This window comes from Saccharibacillus endophyticus, assembly GCF_013185185.1.
In the GTDB taxonomy this organism is placed as follows: Bacteria; Bacillota; Bacilli; order Paenibacillales; family Paenibacillaceae; genus Saccharibacillus; species Saccharibacillus endophyticus.
Window position 1 is genome coordinate 1,094,879 of sequence record NZ_JAAZWE010000002.1, and the last position, 20,518, is coordinate 1,115,396.

Here is a 20,518-nt window from a genome sequence, read left to right on the forward strand (position 1 = left end):
TCATCAGACGCGACCGCCGCGCCGCACGCGTCGAAACGAGCAGGAAAACGGATCTGCCTACGCCTGTTCGCAGATCTACACAATGCTTTGCGCGCCGGGGCCCATGTCTATGCAGACCCGGTTGCGCCCTTCGTCTTTGGCACGGTACAAAGCTCGGTCCGCGCCTTCGAGCAATTTTTCTTTGCTCCGCCCCCCGCCGCTCGTCGCGATGCCGAAGCTTGCGGTAATGCAGTATTTGCGCGACGGCGATTCCGATTCCAGGCTTTTACGGATCCGTTCGGCCGCGACCGTCGCTTCTTCCTGGGAGGTGTCCGGAAGCAGGATCGCGAATTCCTCGCCTCCGAAACGAACCGGAATGTCGCCGGTACGCACCTGCTGCTGCAGCAGTCGGCCGACGTGCTTGAGCACCAGATCGCCTTCGGCATGTCCCCACGTATCGTTGAACACTTTGAAACGATCGATGTCCAGCAGGATCAGGCTCAGCGGACGACCGTCCGATTGCCCCGCCGCCTGTCTCGCCAATTGGCTGTCGAACGCCTGCTCGAAATAGCGCCGGTTCCATAGTCCCGTCAGCCCGTCGCGCATCGCCATATCCCGGATGCGGATCGTTTCGCTGGCGTTCTCGAGCGCGGTAACGATCATCGGCGACAGCTTCTCCAGACGGTCTTTTTTTTGCGCGGTGAAAAAACTTTTTTCGCCTGACATCAAATTCAGCACGCCGATCACCCGGGCTTCTTTGCGCAGGATGATATGCATGGACGAAAGAATCCCGCCGGCGTAAAGCCGCTCCGCGATCGCTCCCTGCGTGCGATGTTTCGACCAATCGTCGTAAATCGTGGAAAAGCCGCCGAGCAGCAGCTCCTCGACGTCGTCCGCTTCATCGGGCAGCGGAAGCTCGTCCAGCGAAACGACGCCGTCGGCGCAGACCGCTTTGATCGTGTACAGGCCGTCGGGGTTCTGCGTGATGACGGACATGCGTCCGCACGACGTCAGCGCCCCGATCGATTTCAAAATATTGCGGTAAGCATCCTCCAGATTGCGCGACTGATGCAGCGTGTTGATCATGCGGTACGTATTCTCCAGCGCCTGCTTTTCTTTTTCCATCTCTTCGTGCATGCGCTTGAAATTCAGGACCAGGCGCCCGATCTCGTCGTCTTCGCGGTAATCCGGCAGCCTCTCCTGGATGTTGCCGCCCTCGTATGAAGACACGGCGCGGTCCAGTTGGATGATCGGGCGCGTAAGACGGATCAATCCTTTTTGCAAATAGTTAAGCATCAGGATTTGGACGACGACGAACAGCGTGCCCATGGCCGCGAACAGCGCGTATAAACGATTCAGCATGGAGGTCCGGCGCTCCGCGCGCAGGATTTCGACCTGGTCGAGCAGCGCGGCTTCCTTCGAACGGAAAAGGTCGAAACGCCGCTTGGCATCCGACAGCTCCTGCTCCGTCACTTCCTGTCCGGCCATCGCTTTACGGATCTGCGCGTCGCCGAATTCCGTTTTCCATGCCGTTCCCGTCGTCGTCAAATCCAACACCGCTACCTCGAACGAAGCTTCGACGTCCATGCTCCGAACCTGTAGCAGCAGCGCTTCCGACGCGGCATGGTAGTTCATTTCCCCTCGGTCGAACGGTTCCAGGAACTCTTCGCGGCGGCTGAGCAGATAGCCCCGTTGGCCCGTTTCCTGGTCGATCATCGCGTTCTCCAGCTTCAGCAACTGCGTGCGCAGATCCGCAGTCTGCCGAACGCCTTCGTAATTGGCGAAAAGCGAACGGACGATATAGGCGAAGCCCAGCCCTACGATCAATACGAACACGACCATGAAGCCGAGGCTGACCTTGACCAATCCCGACCCGACGAATTTTTTGCCCTGAAAAAGATCCTTGATCATTCGGTTCATTCCAAATCTCCTTAAGCCCGGCCGGATCGACGGATGCCCGATATTTCCGTGATGTCCGATATCGGAAAGCATCCTCCCCGGCGGCGGTTCTTCATTGACGACCCTCCTTATTATTATCTGCGTTTCGAGGGCTTTTGATTAGGGCGTGCACCAAACTTCGGCGCGCGGCAAAAAGCCGCCGGAAACGAAAGTTCCGGCGGCTTGGCGAATCAGGAATGCAGCGGATCGGTAAAGCGGATCAGACCAGATTCCAGAACATGACCGTGTTGGCGACCGTCACCATCGTGAACAGGATGGTGTTCACGAAGGCGGGCAGCCAAACGTTGTTCGTTTTCTCGAACAGTTTGCGCGCATAGATCGCGGCCACGATCAGAACCGGAACGAGGGCGAACAGCAGGATGCCGTTCAGGTTTTGCTCCGGGTAGAGCGCGACGCCGCGGGCGAAGTCGAAGCCGTACTGTGCGATCAGCCACAGGATCAGGCCGCCTACGTTCAGGAAGATCGCGAGCCAGTAACCGCCTTTGCGCGAACGGGTATCGGCGTTGAGCGCGATCGCGCTGACGAAGTAGTAGATCAGGAACAGCGGCATGTAGCGCAGCGCCGTCACGAAATGCTCGAACGTGAACGTGCGTACCGCGAACGTCCAGATCCGGAAGTCCGTGCCGAAGATGGCCTGCACGGCGAACAGCAGCAGGTAACCGATCGCGACGGCAAGAACTGCCGTGCACAGGCTCGCGACGATCGCCGCGGGTTTCAGGCTGATGCCGTAATCCGCGAAGCTCGCGCCGGAGCGCTTTTTGTTGAAGTAATAGAAAGCGAACGTGACGAACGCCGTGATCGAAGCGGACACCAGCGCCCAATACACGATCTGGTTGGTCGTCGGTTCGTTGAAGAACGGGCTGAGCGGCGCGATGCCGTCGGCTTTGGCGAACAGGACCCACATGACTGCGGATACGACCGCAAGAACCAACCCGCCGATGCCCACGTGGCGCATGGCCGGGGAACTGCCGGAGCGGGCGAAGCCGATCACCGCAGCCGCGACGGACAGTGCCAGCAGCACGATCGCGATGATCGTCAGCGTATGCAGGCCGCCCGGCTGTTTGTCCATGAGCGTCGGGAACAGAATGGCCGGGATCAGGGCGCTGAATACGACCGCGATCCAATAGGCGGCTTTTTGCCCGCCGCCGAGCGGCTTGGCGAGCGGCGCGGTGACGTTCGTCACGGCCTGCTTCAGGAAAGGCAGGCGAAGCAGCAGCGCCGACATCGGCACGATCAGCAGGAAGAACCCGATCATGGCCACGAAGTTGAATGCTTCTTTGAGCCACCAGATCTGATTGCCGGACGACAAACCGGCATCGGTCTGGCTCGGCGAAGTGACGCCTTCGAACGCGTGGGCGTAGAAGTCGATCAGATAACCGGTCGTTTCCGGGGAGAAGTGGTTCCACGGGTGCGTTTGGTTCGGCGTGTAGATGATACGCTCGCCGGTCTGAGACGGACGCACGACTTGGTCTTCGACCTTCAGGTCGCCGGCGTCGACGCTGTAATATTGACCCTGCTGCGCCTGTTCCGGATTATCCGCGCCGAGACCCAGGAAGGCGCGTCCCGACAGCGTTTTGACGAAGTCTTTGCGCATGACGGTGCCTGCGACCGCTTTTTCTTCGGCCGACTTTTCCTCGTCCGATTTGTTGAAAAAGAATTCGTCGTAATGGCCCGCGATCATGCCGACCGTGCGGCTGCCGTAAGCGGCCGTCAGTTGATCCTGCGGAGCGACCGCGGCGGCGTACGAATAGTCGGAGCCGACCGAGATGCCCGTGTAAATCATGCGGTGGCCGGCTTGCAGCGAATTCATTTCGTCCATGTACATGGCAAGCAGCGTGGAGAAGCCGCCCATGGAGTGTCCGCTGACCGCGAGGTACGCGTTGCCGTCTGCATCTTTTTTCGTATACGGCTGGTCGTACATGTATTTGGCGGCGTCGAACTGCGAGTAGATCCAGAAGGTCGAGAACTGCTCGCCGACCTTGATGTCGCCGTCCCAACGGGAATCGCCGTGGTCGTACATATCGAGCGCCAAGACGATGTAGCCGCGTCTGGACATCTCGATCGCCGGCGCGTCCTGCATTTCTTTGGTGTTCAGATAACCGTGGGTGGTCACGATGACCGGACGGGGATCGTCGGGCCCGGCGCCTTTGGGCATGTACAGCAGGCCGTTCAGCGTGCCGTGATCGGCTTTGAACGAGATCTCTTTAACGTCGACCTTGTAAAACGACGTGTTGAACATGCCGGCGAGCCAGCTGCCCAGAAGGATCAAGACCAGGGACAAAGCCAACAGGCCCGTCGGTTTTTTGAACAAATTGGATAAGTTTTTCACGCTTGCGTCTCCCCGCGACCGTTGTCGCATCAGTGTAAAATCAAAGTTGAATAGTTAAAATTTGAACTATAGGCTCTGTCTTCGCCGTACGGGAAAACCGTTTCGAAACAGTTGATCGAACGCCTTCGGACGCAGGCGAAAAAAGCGGCGAGCCGGGTCATCCGTCTGCCGATTTTTTCAAGCATCGCTTTTTGCCGCCGGGGCCGTTCGGCCGCCGAACGCCGATCTTGCATGCGGCATTCGGCGGCTGAAAGCCGTTCTTTTACGAGTTTCGGGTCTTCGCCCCGTCCTACTTCAAGCTGTCCGACAGCGCCGTGAAGATTACGCCGAGGCCGTGCGCGCCCGCGTCCGGATAGCCGATGCTGCGTTCGCCCACCGTGCCCGCGCGTCCCATGCGCGCCACGATCTCCTCCGTCTTTTTCGCTCCCGCCACGGCCGCTTCCGCGCCTTTGGCGAAGGCCGTTTTCACGTCATCGCCGGCAGCGGAGCTCGCCGTCCAGGAATCCGCGCACGGAACCAGCGCGTCGATCAGCGTCTTGTCGCCGACGACCGCCCCGCGGCCGAAAGACCGCTCGCCGGTCGATTGGATGCCTTCTACCGCGGCCTGCATCAGTTCCGCGAATTCCGATACGTTCAGTTCCGTCTTGTCGCCTGCCGAACGTCCGGCCGCGCGGAACGCGGAACCCCAGATCGGGCCCGAAGCGCCGCCGCAGTATTCCATGATGACGAGCGAGCACTCGTGCAGGAAGCCGCCGATCGACTTGTCGTCATGCGACAAGATTTCTTTCCATTCGCGCTTGAGCTGCTTGAAGCCTTTGGCGATGCTCATGCCGAAGTCGCCGTCGCCCGCATGCGAATCCAGCTCGCAGAATGGAACTTCGTTGTCGATCACGACCTCGCTCATTTTGTCGATCAGATAGACCATATTGTCGCGCGTGATCTTGTCGGCCGAAACCCGGGCGTATTCGGCCGGCGTTTCGACTTTGAACGAAGCCGGAACCTCTTCCGGGTCGGAGCTGCGCAGCTCCTCGTAAGCCGGCTGCACGACCGGACCGGATACTTTGAACGCCGGCGTGTCGCTTTCGCTCGACAGCAGCGTTTTGAGCTCGTCGTCGAGCTTCATGAACGTGACCGAGATGCCGGCCATGTCGATGCTCGTCATGTAGTTGCCGACGAACGTGCGGTTGATTTTGACGTTTTTCTCCGTCAGCTCGCGCGTGACCGCGTGGTTGAACAGATACAGCTCTTGAAGCGGCGTCGCGCCGAAGCCGTTGATGAGCAGCGCGATCTCTTCGCCGCCTTCAAGCTTCATGTCGCGGATCAGGTCGGAAACGGTATGCGAAGCCAGTTCGTCGGCCGTGACCATCTTCTCGCGGCGGATGCCCGGCTCGCCGTGGATGCCCACGCCGTATTCGATCTCGTCTTCGCCGAGCTTGAACGTCGGCGTGCCTTTGGCCGGCACCGTGCAGGACGTCAGCGCAAAGCCGATGCTGCGCACGTTCGCCGCGGCTTTCTCCGCCGCCGCTTTCACGTCAGCGAGGCTGCGGCCTTCTTCGGCAGCGGCGCCCGCGATTTTGTGCACGAGCACCGTGCCCGCCACGCCGCGGCGTCCGACGGTGTACAAGCTGTCTTCGACCGCGATGTCGTCGTCGACGCGGACGTAATCGACCTCGATGCCGTCTTCGCTTGCCAGATGCGCGGCGTTTTTGAAGTTCATCATGTCGCCGCTGTAATTTTTGATGATCAGCAGCGTGCCTTTTTCGCCCGCCGTCGATTTGATCGCTTGGTACACCTGAATCTGCGAAGGCGAAGCGAACACGTCGCCGCAAACGGCGGCGTCCAGCATGCCTTTACCGATAAAGCCGGCGTGGGCCGGCTCATGGCCGCTGCCTCCGCCGCTGATCAGCGTGACTTTGCTTGCGTTCAATTCTTTCTTTTTGACCACTTTATACTTTTGCACGAATTCCAGCTCCGGATGCGCAAGCACGAGTCCGCTGCACATTTCCATGACCAGATCTTCCGGTTTGTTGATGATTTTTTTCAAAACATGATCCCTCCCTGTCGGTTTCGTCGTACGTTGACCAAGATCAAAGTAAGATTACCTCTGATTAACTTTGGTCAACGTACTGTCTTACAGCCCTTTGGACGCTTTGTACGCGCTGCCGATGCGGTCGGCTGCCTGAACGGCCGCCGCCACCTCTTCTACCGTAACCGGGAAAGGCATGGAGTGAATCGACTCTTCCGGGATGCAGGCTTTTTCCGCGACTTCTTGCAGTTCTTCGGCCGTCATCGACTCTACGCCGATATCCGCCAAGCAGACAGGAAGTCCCACGGCGAGGCAGAAGTCCATCACTTGGTTCAATTCTTCGGTCGGCGCGTTTTCGAGCACCAACTGCGCGATCGTGCCGAACGCCACTTTTTCGCCGTGGAAGTAGTGGTGCGTGCCTTCCAGCGCCGTCAATCCGTCATGGATCGCGTGGGCAGCCGCCAGACCGCCGCTTTCGAATCCGAGTCCCGACAGCAGGATATTCGTTTCGACGATGTTTTCCAGCGCTTGGGTCACGACGTTCGCGTCGCAAGCCGCTTTCGCTTTGACGCCGTCGCGCAGAAGCATCTCGTAACACAGCGTCGCGAGCGCCATCGCCGCGTTCGTGCCGAATGCCGGAGCCGTCAATCCTTCGCGGACGCCGCTCGGCAGTCCTGCGTTGACGCGGGAATAAGAACGGGACGTGGCGCGCGCTTCGAAGTACGTGGACAGCGCGTCGCCCATGCCGGACACGAGGAATCTCGTCGGCGCGTTGGCGATGACGGTCGTGTCGACCAGCACCACGCTAGGGCTTTGCTTGAAGTAAGCGTAATCGTCGAACGCGCCTTCCGGCGTGTACAATACCGCCGAGTGGCTGGTCGGCGCGTCGGTCGCGGCGATCGTCGGGCAGATGATCAAAGCTTCGCCTTTCGCCACGCATTTGGCCGCGTCGATCGCTTTGCCTCCGCCGAGGCCCACGATGCAGTCGCAGTTGTTGTCCGCCGCGATCTGCTCGAGGCGCGCGACTTCCTGACGGGAACATTCGCCCATAAAACCGCTTTCAACGAAAGTGACTCCGAATTTTTCGGAAGTGGCATCGAGCTTGGCTTTGACGCGTGCCGCGTCGTCCGGATGGGCGATCAGCAGGGCCGATTTGCCGAAAGAAGCGACGAAGTAACCGAGGTTGAGCAGTTCGTTTTCGCCTTGCACGTATTTCGATGGGCTGATAAAAGCTTTTCTCATAAGAAAGACCTCCGTATATAGGAAATGGATGATGCGATCAAAGTGTCATTAACCGTCTTGGCGGCGCTTTCTTCCATCATAAGCTACAAATTTTAAGTTTACATTGGACTTTTTAAGCAATATATTATAATTTGCAATCGTAATTTGATGTCCTCCCGCGAACGAATGGTATCTTTTTGTCATCGCTTACATCCATTTTTTACGATTCGGCAAGCAACTCCTATCCTATTTCCGAAAGAAGGAATGCTCGTGATCGGCGAACATCTCGGCATCCAGAATATATTCGACCTGCAAAAATGGGAACGTCTTCAAGACTCCCTGGCCTCCGTCACCAAACTCGCGATCCTGACCGTCGATTACAAAGGAAACGCGGTGACCGGCCATAGCGGCTGCCAATCGTTTTGCCGGGCGGTGAGACAGGACGAAGACCTGCTGCCCTACTGCCAAAAATGCGACTCGCGCGGCGGGTTGGAAGCGGTCCGCTCGAACAAGCCGTACATTTACCTTTGCCATTACAACATTATCGATATCGCCGTGCCGGTCATTATCGACGACAAGTACGTGGGCGCCGTCATGGCGGGGCAGGTGCGTCTGTCCGATCCTTCCGGAGCGGCCGAACTGGAGCAAATCCTGACCTCGAAAAACAAAAAGCTGTACAGCGAAAAATGGGAAAAGCTCAAAGACCATTACGCCGACCTGCCCGTCATGTCGTATCAGGAAATCGTCAAAATCTCCGATATGCTGTCGCTGCTGTGCAGTTATATCGTGGAAGAAGCGCTCAACAAAAACTTGATCGCCGAAATGTTCGAAAAAGCGTCCGCATCGGGCTCGACTCCGCGTTTGTCCGACATTTTGCCGGGCTACGCCATGCAGAACCTGGAGATCGCCCGCAAAGAAATGACGCATATCCTCGCCGGCGCCCATACGGATGCGGACGAAGCCGAGCGCTGCGACAATCCCGTGCTCAAGCCCGCGTTCGACTATCTGCACGCGCACAAAAGCGAGTCCGTCCCGCTCAAAAAAATGGCCGAGCTGTGCCATATCAGCCCAAGCTATTTCAGCCGCCTGTTCGCCAAAGAAACCGGGGAAAGCTATTCGGGCTACACGGCGCGGCTGAAGATCGAATGGGCCAAGCGCCTGCTCGAGAACACGGATATGCCGATCGCGGTAATCAGCGGCGAATTGGGCTTCAACGAGCCGGGCTACTTTATCAAAACGTTCAAAAAACACGAAGAACTTACGCCGGCCGTTTACCGGAAATACTACAAATCATAGGTTGAAAAAGGAAACCGTTCGCATGGAACAGCGCAATTAACCCCCTTCTTTACCACTCTTTACCTCTCTAAAGCGATTTCGCAAAAAAAGTTTTGAAACGCTTACAAATCTGTGTTAGACTACGACTGCGAACAGGAACGTGACCTTTTTTCGGGCGTAACCTAAGCTGATGCCTTGTGCATCGGTTTAGGTTTTTTTTATGCCTCAAGGGGGTTGCGCGCCTTCCGCCATACGCAAAACGATCTCAAGGAGGGGTTCTTGATGAAACCGAAAAAATGGGGATCTTTGCTGCTTGCGTCCACGCTTGCGGCCGGAGTGTTAAGCGTTTACGGTGTACCGCAGACGTCGTTTGCTGCTACAACTTCTAATCCTGCAACGCAGACCGTACAGGCCGGGGCTTTCTCCCCGCAAACGCTCCAAACGACGCAATTCGGCCAGGTGCAAGGCTACCATGACGAAACCAACCGCGCGCTGATCTGGCAAGGGGTTCCTTACGCGGCGTCGACGGCAGGCGAGCAGCGCTGGAAAGCGCCTTCCGATCCGCAGCCGTGGAGCGGCGTATTGGATGCGACCAAACCGGGCGACATCGCGATCCAGGCTTCCGGGGCCGATATCGTCGGTACCGAAAATGCGTTAAACCTGGATATCTACCGTCCGGACAACGCGAAAGACAAGCTTCCGGTCATCGTCTACATACACGGGGGCAACAACCAGACCGGCAAATCGACCGAGATCACGGGCAGCTCGATGGTCAACGACACGAACGCGATCTTCGTTTCCGTCAACTACCGTCTCGGACCGCTCGGCTTCAATCCGCTTCCGGCGCTGAAGACCGGAACCGACGAAGAGAACTCCGGCAATTACGCCCTGCTCGACATCGCCAAATCGCTGGATTGGATCAAAGCCAATATCGGACAGTTCGGCGGCGACGCCGATAACGTGACCGTAGCCGGCTTCTCCGCAGGCGGACGCGACGTGATGGCGATGTTGATCTCCCCGATCTTCGAAGGCAAATTCGACAAAGCGATCTCGTTCAGCGGCGGCATGACGGTGTCCGACGAAGAGGCCAGCGCCGCGACGTTCGCCAAAGCGATTGCTCCGCTCGCGGTTGCCGACGGCAAAAAAGCGACGGAAAAAGAAGCGTACGACTGGCTGCTGACAACCGGCTCCGACGTGCGCGACTACCTCTACTCGATCCCGGCCGACAAGCTGTCCAAGCTGATGGGCAACGCCGGTATCCGCATGAGCGTGTTCCCGCATCTGTACGCGGACGGAACGGTTCTGCCGTCGGACGGCTTCGACACGAAAAATTACAACGACGTGCCCCTGCTGATGCTGACGGGCGCCGACGAGTTTTCCCTGTTCGGACGCTTCGATTCCTACTTCGCGAAGAACATCGCGGACGGTTCGATCAACACGGACGCGAACGTCATCGCCAAGTACAACTTCATCAACAAATACGGCGGCGAGCTGTACAGCCTGTTCAACGTGGAAGATTCCGCGCAAAAAATGTACGGCAGCTACGGCGCGGACATTTACGGCATGCGAATCGACTTCGGCAGCGACGCCTATGTAGCCGGCAGCGCGATGAGTCCGCTGGGCGCGTTCCACGGCGTATTCGTACCGCTGCTGTCGCCGGACAACGCCAACTACGACTCGGTGATCGGCAGCGCGTATGATCTGCCGGGCGCGGTCGATTTGGGCAAAACGTTCCGCAAGTATATCTCGAACTTCGTGCATAACGGAGATCCGAACGGAAGCGGCCTGGCCGAATGGAAAACGTGGACGCCGCAAGCTTCGTTGAACGGCGAGTCCACGCTGATCCTGGACGCCAATCGCCGCAAAGCGATCGCTTACGCGTCTTCGCCGGAATTCACGTACGACCAAGTGCTCGCCGCCATGCGCGCCGATCGCACCGTCTCTGAAGCCGACAAAGCCGAGCTGATCTCCAAGGTGCTGAACGGCCGCTGGTTCAGCGGCAAGCTGGACCAAAGCTTCGGCAATGCTTCGATGTGGGTACAGCGTTAAACTCCTCAAGGACTTACACGCCGCCGAAGCAATTCGAGAGATCGGTTCGAAAAAGCAGTTGAATAAAGCGATTCGCAGGAGCGGTCCGACAAAAGAGTGAATCGAACATTTTGATGAAGTGATTTAGCAGGACCCATCGATTGAAGCAAAAAAACAATCGGTGAAATGCTTCGTATACAGCTTGCCGCGGCAAAAGGCTGTCGAGATTTCGACAGCCTTTTGCCTATTTCCCGTCTAAAATATGCAGCGGGAGAATAGCTCATTATTCTTTTTCGTTTAGTAATCTTGTTTTAGGTTATAATATAATGATCGTTCTATCTATAAAGGAGGTTACGTATTGAGTACCAAAAAAGAAGACCTGCTTCATATGGCGGAAATCCTTTTTTACGATCACGGCTTTCATTCGATCGGCCTGAAAAAAATCGTGAACGAGTCCAATATCGCAATGATGACGTTGTACAACCATTTCGCTTCGAAAGACGAACTCGTGATCGAAGTGTTGAAACGGCGCGAAGAACGGTACATGGAACATCTGGCTTTTTTCGCTACGTATCTCAAGGATCACGGCGAAGGTTCCGAACGCGATTCCGCATTCGTTCGCATCGCCTCCGCTCATGCCCGCTGGTTGACCGACCATTCGGCGAAAGGCTGCCTTTTCCTGCGTGCCAAAGAAGAATACGGAGCGCAACACGATCATCCGGTCGTCACGCTGGCGGACGGTCACAAGCGGCTGCTGCGCGAATTCGTTCAAGCCTCCGACCCTGCGCGCTCCGCCGAAGAAGCGCTTCGGCTGTGTCTGCTGATGGAAGGCGCGACGGCGCTCGCCGAGAGCGAAGAAGGGCCGCTTGTCGCCCGCGAAATGATCGTTATGGCCGAGATTTTGTTTGCCTGAGCCGAACGCAGGAGCCGTTTTCGAGTCCTGCTTTTCTTTCTTATTTAAATATAGTGAACGTTCTATCTAAAATCGCTATAAGAAAAGAGGAACTTTCATGAAATCGATACTTCTGCCCGGTATGGCTTTGATTGCGGTTTGTTATGCTTTTGCCCGTTTCGCTTTCGGCCTGTTCCTGCCTTCGATTTCGGAAGAATTCGGACTCGACGGCGTTTCGTCGGGAGTCGTTCAATCCGTCAGCTATGCCGCTTACGCGACCGGCCTGCTTTCGTCTTCGTTCATGCTGCGACGTGCGGGCCTCCGCCGGACGCTGCTATCGACGGCTCTGCTGACCGCCGCGGGACTTGCCGGGCTGGCACTCTCTCCCGGCTCGTACGGATTGGCGGCGGCTTTGTTCGCGGCGGGAATCGGCACCGGCTGGGTGTCGCCCGCTCTCGGGCATCTGGTCGGCAGGACCGTTCCAAACGAGCGCAAAGACGCCATCAATGCCCGGATCAACAGCGGAACCAGCCTGGGACTCGTGTTTTCCGCGCCTGCGGCTTGGCTGTTGGCCCAAAATTGGCGCGGTGCCTATGCCTCGTTCGCGGCGATCGCCCTGCTTGTCGCTTTGATCCTTTGGAAAACCGTACCGGCCGATTCGGACGAACATCCGGGCAAAACCGATCTTCGGGGCGAAATCCGCAAATCGGGCGGACTGATCCCGGCGGCGCTGCTGACGGGCGCCGGATCCGCCGTATATTGGACCTACTTCATGAGCCGTCTGCAAACGGAACAAGGCGTATCCGACGCGGCGGCGGCTTTGTACTGGATCGTGATTGGCGCGGCCGGAATCGCGGGCGGATGCAGCTCGCTCGCCTCGCGGGCATTCGGGCTGCGACGCGCTTATGTCGTCGGCGTCCTCTGCCTGGCCGCTTCGATCGCGGCCGTTCCTTTGCCGTTTCCCGTTTCTTCGATTTTGTCCGCGACGCTGTTCGGAGCTTCTTATATCTTCGTGACCGGATTGTTCATTATCTGGGCCACCCGCCGCTCGCCGGCCGGCGCCGCGCAGATCAGTCTGGCTTTTTTGGCGCTCGGGATCGGCCAGTTCGCCGGTTCTTTCCTGAGCGGCAGCTTGATCGAATTCGCAGGCTACGATGCCGCTTTCCTGATTTTCGCCCTGATCGCTTCGGCCGCTTTGACGGCGCTGCCCCGATCGGCCGACGAACGGTAATCCTTTTGGCCGACGGAGTCATCTCGGACCGAACGATCATCGATATCTTTTGTTTGTCCGGTTACTCTTCCGCTTCAATGATGGATAGCGGCCTCTGCATGACTCCGTTCGTTTAGAGGATCGCGGCTTTGCTCGCTTGAACGACCTCCAGCCAGCGTTTTGCCAGCAGACCGTGTCCTGCCGTCGTCGGATGCACGCCGTCCCAGATCCAATATGAGGCGGGGGCGGTTTGACAGGCTTGGTCAAATGCGTCTTGCAGCGGCACAAATGTGGCGCCGAATTGTTGCGCGAGACGTCGGACGGCTTCGGAGCAAGCATCTGCTGCCGCTCTCCAGGCTTGCCAATCGGAGTCGGTGTGACCGCCCGGAAGGATGAACGGTTCGCATAAGACGAGTTTGGCTTCAGGCAGGTCGCTATGCGTACGTTCCAGCAAACGACGATAGCCTTGTTCGTATCCGGTCGGATCGAAGCCGCCGGGTTCCGCGATCGACATCAGAATATCGTTCACGCCGACCAGGATGCTGATGGTGTCCGGCGCAAGTTCGACGGCGTCTTCCTGCCATCGCGCTTCGAGATCGCTCACGCGGTTGCCGCTGATGCCGCGATTGATGAACCCGGGCTGTTTGGCTGCGAGTTTCAGCCCCAGTTCCGCGGCGATCCAGAAGGCGTAGCCGTGCCCCAAAATATGATTAGGGTCCGTATCGCGTCCGCGATTGCCGTCCGTGATGGAGTCCCCTTGAAATAAAATCCTGCGTTGCGCGTATTGTTGTTCCGAACCTTCGTTCATGCTGCTCTCTCCTCTTCGAAAACGTTTCAATTGTAAACCCAACAAGTATTCGCTGTTTCTTGGCGTTTCTCCTGCACGCTTTGCGATCGGTCATCGGCTGCACAAAAAGCCTGCAGACAAATGGTGAGCAATAGACAAAACACCTAATCAGCAAACTTATTCCGTATCGAATCGCCAAGTTGCACTGAATACAACATTAAGGCCAATAAACATCTATTTTGCTGATCCAAGTTGTAGGATTTGCAATAATATTCGCTAAATAGTACTCAAAAAGACCTTTCTTAATCCGAAATCTTGTATTTGCTGCAACTTCGGTTCAAATCCAGGACTTTTATGCGAAAAATGTTGTATGTTGTGCAAGATGATGTCACGGATCAGAGAGGCATGCACCATATAATATTCCTCAAAGAAATTCCATCGCCTCGTTGTTCCTTTTTCCATCTTGCTTCTATCCTGCTTACTTCGCTTCGTTCAATACCTTCAGCTGCGCATGAACAACTCGTCGTCGATGCCCGGTTCAACCCGGCTGGCGAGTCCGCCTGCGGCGCGCAGCAAGCCTCGAATCTCGCCTTCGCTCGGCACGTTATTTTATACAGCGGCAAAATTCACTGTAAAGGTATTCAAACTTCCGCCACGCTTAAAAGCCCTGTGTTCCCCGTCAAGGGAATACAGGGCTTATTCGCTTCCATGACCGAAAGTACGACAGCTCGCCTCATGGCCTCGATTCGTCTTTTCCTAACCTAATAACCGATCTTGATCGATTGTCCTTCAACCGCAATCCCTTCCGACAACTCGAGAGGCAGCTGCTGCTCCGCAGAAAACCCGATCGTCTCCCCGTCCTGCAATTTGGCATCGCAGTCCACGACATAGCCCGCGATATGGAAGGTAAGCTCGAACACATCGACGAGGTCGCGGTTAGAGCGCAGCACTTCAATCTCGTCATGGCCGAAACGGCGCAGCCCTACGGTATACGATGAAATGCCCTGTTCCTCTTCGTATAGCCCGACGAATACCCACAATTGAACCGGAAGTTCGCCTTCCTTGAGCAGCATCGCATTCTGGACGTACGCCTCCGCCGACATCACCATGGGGGACATATACATCGCAAGGGCCTGCTCCTGCTTCAACATGCTGCACAATACCTGCGTGAACAATACATGTCCGCCCAGCAAGTCCGACGCGCCGGAAACGGACACGATAACGTGTGCCTGATAGCCTTCGATCGACTGCTCGGCTTCCGGCCAGAGCGGATTTACGCCGCAGCATTCTTCCACCGTACTGCCGGGAAGGGGAGCGCGTACGAGCGAGCAAGTCACGCGCAGGCCATCGGTTTCGAATATCAAGTTCCCGCGCTCCGGAAGGGCATCCGCCTCGATATCCCAATCGTTTTTCAAATTACGGATAAAACGCGGAAAATCGCATTCCGGTTCGCGCAGCAATACAAATCCAATAAGCGTCTGGCCTGCCTCGGCAGAACGTCGCTGTCGCTCCCTACGTATCCGTTCTTCTCCAGGTCGTTCGAACAGTTCCATCTCCGCGCCTCCTTTTTTATCGGCTGTTGCCTTATCGACTCTCAATAAAAAGTACTATATGTACATTCGAACATTTACTTACCCTATACTCGGCAACATTTAGCCCTGATTTACATAACTCCTGCCTAAGACTCAAAAAAAGCCCCTTTGAACCGGGAAATGGGAACCCTTTACAGGTATGAAGAATCAGTTTTCGCGTCACAGGAACGCGGTAAAGCATGCTGGTTAATCGCCAAAAGTCGAAGGCCGCAAGACGGATGTCCGGCGGCCTTCGACTTTTGGCGATTTGAATGATGAATAGATCCTTAGCCGCGAACCGGCACGACACGGTACGGAGTCGCTTCCGTACGCGCGGCCTCGCCGCTTTGCGCTTCGATGGTCCATCCGATCGAGAGCACCGGGAACAGCAGATCGCGCTCGGTTGCAGTCAATTCTACGGCAACGCCCTCGATCCCCTCTTCGCGCTCCACCTCCGATTCAAGCCCGAATACGATCCGAATCCAGGTATTGATGCCGCCCAACGTATTATATTTAATCCGGTATCCTTGCTTCACGGCTTGCTCCAAGATTTCCGGTTGCTCTTGATGCAGCGTAAGCAGCGGAGCGAAGTCCGTGATTATCGAACCGTCGGCCGGAGGCAAATCTCCCCGCGCTACGCGGCGTAACAGTTCTTCGCCGTCTAAACCAAGCGCGCGAACGCTCTCCAATACGATAGCATCCCATTGGGACAATTTGACCCGTTCCGTAGTTTGCGTAGTTTGCATAGTTTCGCTCATTTTCTTTCTCCTCTCGTTACTGTGCTGCATGAGTCTCCTGCTGAACCTTTAATTCACATTCTGCCTATCGTCTTAGATGGAATTAAGATCAAACGTTAGGGGAACGATTGCCAAGCAGCACGTTTCTCTTTTCACTTTACCGCACGGCGATCCTGCTTGTATAGGGTAAAACTTGCCAACTTCTGGCGTTGTTCAAAGCAGGTTATTGCGCGTCGCCTTCGTTTTTGGTGTTATAATGAAACCCAATTCGTCTACCGTGCGAAAACCCGACCGAAAGAAGCTGAAGCCCTGATGATCGTCGAGATCCTGCTAAACGTCGTACTGCCCGTATTCGTATTGATCATTGCCGGTTCGTTGATGCAGCGATTGTTCCAACTTGATCTCTATACGCTGTCCAAAATCAACTTTTATTACATAACGCCCGCGGTCGTGTTCATGAGCTTGTACCAGTCCAATATCTCGCTTGAGTTGCTGGGCAGCGTCGCCCTTTTCTATGGACTGTACATCGGGGTGTTGTATATTTTCTGCTTCATTCTCACCCGCTCGCTGAAGTATCCGAGCAGCATGAAGGCCGCCTTCACCAACAGCGTACTGCTGGACAACTCGGGCAATTACGGACTTCCGATCAATCAGTTGGTATTCGCGGGTTCGCCGCTCGCCGCATCCATCCAGGCTTTGCTCATGTCTTTTCAAAGTCTGCTGACCTTCACCTACGGCGTCATCTCGATTCAAGGGGCACGACTCAGCGGCAATTATCGGAGCGTGATTATCGGCTTTTTGAAAATACCGGTGCCTTATGCGTTGGTGCTCGGTTTTCTATGTCATGCCTTTGCCGTGCCGCTGCCGAATTTCGTCACGCAGCCGCTCGGCTATATTCAAAATTCGATGGTCGCCGTGGCCCTGTTGACGCTCGGGGCACAGATCGTGAAGTATCCGCTGCGACTCGGACGTCCGGCGATTTACTTCAGCATGATCTTGCGCCTGATTGCGGCTCCCGTTATCGGTTATCTGCTTATTCTCGTACTGGGTCTTAAAGGTATCCCTGCGCAAGCCCTTTTGATCGCCTCCGGTATGCCGACCGGGGTCAATTCCGCTATTTTGGCCGAAGAATATCGCAATGAACCGGACTTTGCTGCACAGACGGTACTGGTATCCACGATTCTGAATATTGTGACCGTGACCGTGTTGATTACGATCTCGGGCCATTTGTAAAAACAAATTCAAATTGAGACATCGCTCACAGACTTGCTTTTCTTCCGAATACTAGGGCGTGTACACAAACTCGACGACGTGCATCTTTTGCTGCCTTTTCGCCCTCTGCTGCGTCACTTTCCCTCGACGTGCCCCGGCACGCCTTCGGAAAAGTTCCTTGCCGAGAACGAAAATTCAACAAAATCTGCTTCCGTCGGAGTTTGCGTACACGCCCTACAATAAGAAAGTCCGCTACGAACAGAAAAAAGCCGCAGCGAATGACCCGAATCATTCGCTGCGGCTTCGTTATTTTCCTGTCTAAAAGCTTATGCTTACATCCGGAACGCCGTCGTTTTGTCGAGCAGTCGTCCGGTCATCCGATTCAACTCTTCCGAAGAAGTGGACAGCTCCTCCATAATTGCCGATTCCTCGTGGATGGAACTTGCGATGCGCTTGGCCTCTTCCGCGAATAAAATAGCCCGCTCGCTGATTTCGCCGGCATGGCGATGCGCGAGGTCCACTCGGCCCGTCTGCTCGGAAATCATGGTCTCGATGCTGCGAACCGAGGCGACCATTCCGTCTACGGCGGCGTCAAGACGCTCCAACTTCGCTTCAACAGCCCCGGTGTGCTGCTCTTCGCGTCTTACGCGCTCGCTTTGCTGCTGAATGAGAAGCACGGTATCGCGCACCTGATCTTGAATACGACGGATCCGATCGCCGATCTGACCGACCGAATCCGCGCTTTGTTCGGACAGCTTGCGAATCTCGTGAGCCACGACGGCAAATCCTGAACCATGCTCGCCTGCGCGCGCGGCTTCGATCGAAGCGTTCAAAGCCAGAAGGTGCGTCTGCTCGGCGATATCGCGGATCGAGCGGTTAATGACTTCGATATCCGCGGCTTCGCGTTCCAGGCGTCCCACCATCTCTTGCGAGCGTACGCTGGATTCGGATAATTCGCCCATACCTTCGCGCAGCGCCAAGAAAATATCGCGCGTGGTGCGCACGGATTCCTCCATGCCGCCCGATAAATCGATCATTTCCCGCGAACTGCTCTTCATCCCATGGAACGCATCCAACATCTCATCGGCATTGCGTCTCGAATTTTCGGTCGAATGTTGTTGGTGTTCCACGCCTTCGTGAATACGGTCCACGCCGCCCGATATTTCTTCGATCTGCTGTGCGGCTTCGGAGATCGCTTCGCTCATCATCTGTACGTTCTCGGACGTGACGCCTGCTCCGGACGCGATGTCTTCGACCATGTCGCGAAGATTGTCTACCATTTGGCGGAAGGCATCGTTAAGTACCGTGATTTCATCCTGCGCACTGCGCCGAGGAACTTCAACAGCCAGATTCCCTGCCGATACTTCTTGCGCGGCCTTGGCCAGCTGCACGATCGGCTTCGTTAAGAGTTTGGAAACCAACCAACCCAACACGCCGCTCCAAAAAACGCCCATCAGCAAGATCATCGTCGTGTACAGCCAATCCGCCATGGAAGCGGCAACGTACGACTTCAAAAAGAAAATGCAAAAGGCGCTTGTCGCATACGTGACGCCGGAAATCAATACGAACCCGGCCACCATTTTCGTTCCTAAATTCAGTTTCATCTGCGCTTTTCCCCCAACTCTTCGATTGCAGGTCTGTCGTCTCCGGCCGCCGCAGCCATGTGCGGCATGTCCATTCCGCCGATCCCCCCGGAACGGCGACCTTCGGCACGCGGAACGCTTCCCTATTCCCTCTTTATCGATTTTGTAACCGCTTCAATGAATAAAAAGATAAAATTCTTTCTTTTTTTAATGAACCCCCTTCCCTGCACGCCCCTTGCGTGCCTCTACTTGTTCAAGCAAGCTCTCTTGCTGTAACCTGAGACGATTATCCCACATCATCAGGGTAGTTTGAACCCCTTTGCCAAAAGAAAAAAGGGACTTCCTCCCGGAAAGCCCCTCCAATATGGATGCAATCAGCGTTTATCATGCCAAAAATTAACCGGCGTCGCGCCTTGTTCAATCACTTCGAACGTAAATCCTTCCGCACTCAGCGTTTTTAACACCTCAGGCAGGACTTGAAGCGTCGCTTTTTGATCGTGCATCAGCACGACCGGAACGGTTCCTTGTTTCTCGATCGTTTCGATCTGGTCCAGAACGCTGCGAATAACTTTCTGATGATCCGTTTTGTACTTCCAGTCCTCCGAATCGACGTTCCAGTCCCACAGACGGAAGCCCGCGGACAACACTTTATCGCGGTAGCTTTGGGTAAAATAAGGCTTGCTGCCGTAAGGCGTGCGAATGAGCGCCGTCTTGACCCCAGCAGCTTTGTACAGCGCTTCATTGTCTTGCTTCATCTCTTCCAATGCCGATGCCGGAGAAGCGTAAAACTTGTTTTTTACATGCGTCATGCCGTGCAGGCCCGCCGCATTGCCCGACTTCACCAGACGTTGTACGGCCTTCGGATAAGATGCAATGCCAGTGCCTAACATGAAGAAGGTTGCTTTGGCGTCATATTGATCCAAAATGTCCAGCAGCTCGTTCGTATGCGCGGTCGGGCCGTCGTCGAAGGTCAGATAGATCGGTTTGGACGAGGCCGGTTTTTCCGTCTGCGGCTTTTCTTCCGTTTTGCCGCGATCGTTATTCAAAGCCGCGCGGCTCTGATCGACGAAACTTTGAAGACTCAGTTTTTGCTTGCCGCTGGTAATCCGAACGACAGGAACAGTCGCGTCGTAAGCAATTCCGAAGTTGAATGTTCCTTTGAGCAGCGAAACCGGGATCATGGTGCGGCCTGCGCTGACGTAAGTCTTGAGAGGCATCGACTTTTTCCCGTTCAACGCGGTTTGCTCGGACGGGACGATGACCACGCTGTGCTTGCTTCCGGCCAGTACGATCTTTTCGGTTGTTCCGCTGACTTTGAGATGCAGCTGCTGCGAAATTTCGCGAAGCGGCACGTATAAAGTACCCGCGTTCATTTCCGCCTTGATTCCGGTCAGTTCGTCATTGTATCCGAGCGGAAGCTCGCGAACCGTCGCCGCTTTCGTCATTTGCGGCACCGCCGCCAACAGCATAATCGCCATCAACGTCAGCAAACCGCCCCTTTTCCATGTACGCTGCCAATCAATCCTTTTCATTTCGCTACCTCCGTTGTTTTCCGGGGGATCGTTCCACTCCGATTTTCTTCGGATGCCGTCTGCCCGGATGCTACGGAATTTTCATGCGGGTGCTGCATTGCGTATGCCCGGCTCCAACTCCTGCGTCCCAGTATAGAGAATGCAACCGCGCAATGTCTTTACACTTCGGTTAAAAAA

General features: G+C 55.9%; 14 protein-coding genes. 5 read left to right on the forward strand and 9 right to left on the reverse strand.

Annotated elements, in window-relative coordinates:
- Positions 1-75: 75 nt before the first annotated feature.
- From HRQ63_RS10710 to HRQ63_RS10725, 4 genes are all read right to left on the reverse strand, one after another.
- On the reverse strand, positions 76-1,899 hold the full coding sequence (locus HRQ63_RS10710) for a sensor domain-containing diguanylate cyclase (protein WP_229714127.1): 1,824 nt from the start codon (positions 1,897-1,899) through the stop codon (positions 76-78).
- Positions 1,900-2,137: 238 nt separating this feature from the next.
- Positions 2,138-4,267 (reverse strand): alpha/beta hydrolase family protein, encoded by a 2,130-nt coding sequence (locus HRQ63_RS10715; protein WP_172243025.1) that lies wholly within the window; start codon positions 4,265-4,267, stop codon positions 2,138-2,140.
- Between the two features lie 289 nt (positions 4,268-4,556).
- On the reverse strand, positions 4,557-6,311 hold the full coding sequence (dhaK, locus tag HRQ63_RS10720) for a dihydroxyacetone kinase subunit DhaK (protein ID WP_172243028.1): 1,755 nt from the start codon (positions 6,309-6,311) through the stop codon (positions 4,557-4,559).
- A gap of 87 nt (positions 6,312-6,398) precedes the next feature.
- On the reverse strand, positions 6,399-7,535 hold the full coding sequence (locus tag HRQ63_RS10725; RefSeq protein ID WP_172243031.1) for a glycerol dehydrogenase: 1,137 nt from the start codon (positions 7,533-7,535) through the stop codon (positions 6,399-6,401).
- A 249-nt stretch (positions 7,536-7,784) separates the two neighbouring features.
- Here HRQ63_RS10725 and HRQ63_RS10730 point away from each other — a divergent pair, with 249 nt between their 5' ends.
- From HRQ63_RS10730 to HRQ63_RS10745, 4 genes are all read left to right on the forward strand, one after another.
- On the forward strand, positions 7,785-8,810 hold the full coding sequence (locus HRQ63_RS10730; protein ID WP_172243034.1) for a PocR ligand-binding domain-containing protein: 1,026 nt from the start codon (positions 7,785-7,787) through the stop codon (positions 8,808-8,810).
- A gap of 261 nt (positions 8,811-9,071) precedes the next feature.
- Positions 9,072-10,838, forward strand: coding sequence for a carboxylesterase family protein (locus HRQ63_RS10735; protein ID WP_172243037.1), 1,767 nt, complete (start codon positions 9,072-9,074; stop codon positions 10,836-10,838).
- Between the two features lie 337 nt (positions 10,839-11,175).
- Positions 11,176-11,730, forward strand: a complete 555-nt coding sequence (locus tag HRQ63_RS10740) for a TetR/AcrR family transcriptional regulator (protein ID WP_172243039.1) — start codon at positions 11,176-11,178, stop codon at positions 11,728-11,730.
- A 97-nt stretch (positions 11,731-11,827) separates the two neighbouring features.
- Positions 11,828-12,940: an MFS transporter gene (locus HRQ63_RS10745; RefSeq protein WP_172243042.1), complete on the forward strand. Its 1,113-nt coding sequence runs from the start codon at positions 11,828-11,830 to the stop codon at positions 12,938-12,940.
- A 112-nt stretch (positions 12,941-13,052) separates the two neighbouring features.
- Here the strand turns inward: HRQ63_RS10745 and HRQ63_RS10750 are convergent, their stop codons facing one another.
- The 3 genes from HRQ63_RS10750 to HRQ63_RS10760 all read right to left on the reverse strand — a co-directional run bounded on the left by HRQ63_RS10750 (position 13,053) and on the right by HRQ63_RS10760 (position 16,035).
- Positions 13,053-13,727 (reverse strand): SGNH/GDSL hydrolase family protein, encoded by a 675-nt coding sequence (locus HRQ63_RS10750; RefSeq protein WP_172243045.1) that lies wholly within the window; start codon positions 13,725-13,727, stop codon positions 13,053-13,055.
- A 740-nt stretch (positions 13,728-14,467) separates the two neighbouring features.
- On the reverse strand, positions 14,468-15,259 hold the full coding sequence (locus HRQ63_RS10755) for a DUF4261 domain-containing protein (RefSeq protein WP_172243048.1): 792 nt from the start codon (positions 15,257-15,259) through the stop codon (positions 14,468-14,470).
- Between the two features lie 305 nt (positions 15,260-15,564).
- Positions 15,565-16,035, reverse strand: coding sequence for a hypothetical protein (locus HRQ63_RS10760; RefSeq protein WP_188525542.1), 471 nt, complete (start codon positions 16,033-16,035; stop codon positions 15,565-15,567).
- 291 nt (positions 16,036-16,326) lie between these two features.
- On the opposite strand from HRQ63_RS10760, the gene HRQ63_RS10765 reads away from it, so the two are divergent.
- Positions 16,327-17,247 (forward strand): AEC family transporter, encoded by a 921-nt coding sequence (locus HRQ63_RS10765; RefSeq protein ID WP_172243051.1) that lies wholly within the window; start codon positions 16,327-16,329, stop codon positions 17,245-17,247.
- Positions 17,248-17,558: 311 nt separating this feature from the next.
- On the opposite strand, the gene HRQ63_RS10770 is transcribed toward HRQ63_RS10765, so the two are convergent.
- Together HRQ63_RS10770 and HRQ63_RS10775 are read right to left on the reverse strand one after the other, a co-directional pair.
- Positions 17,559-18,830 carry a methyl-accepting chemotaxis protein gene (locus HRQ63_RS10770; protein ID WP_172243054.1) on the reverse strand — a complete coding sequence of 424 codons (1,272 nt, stop codon included), beginning with the start codon at positions 18,828-18,830 and terminating at the stop codon, positions 17,559-17,561.
- A 353-nt stretch (positions 18,831-19,183) separates the two neighbouring features.
- The gene (locus tag HRQ63_RS10775) at positions 19,184-20,341 is read right to left on the reverse strand and encodes a polysaccharide deacetylase family protein (RefSeq protein WP_229714128.1); all 1,158 of its coding nucleotides are present in this window, start codon (positions 20,339-20,341) and stop codon (positions 19,184-19,186) included.
- Positions 20,342-20,518 lie beyond the last annotated feature (177 nt).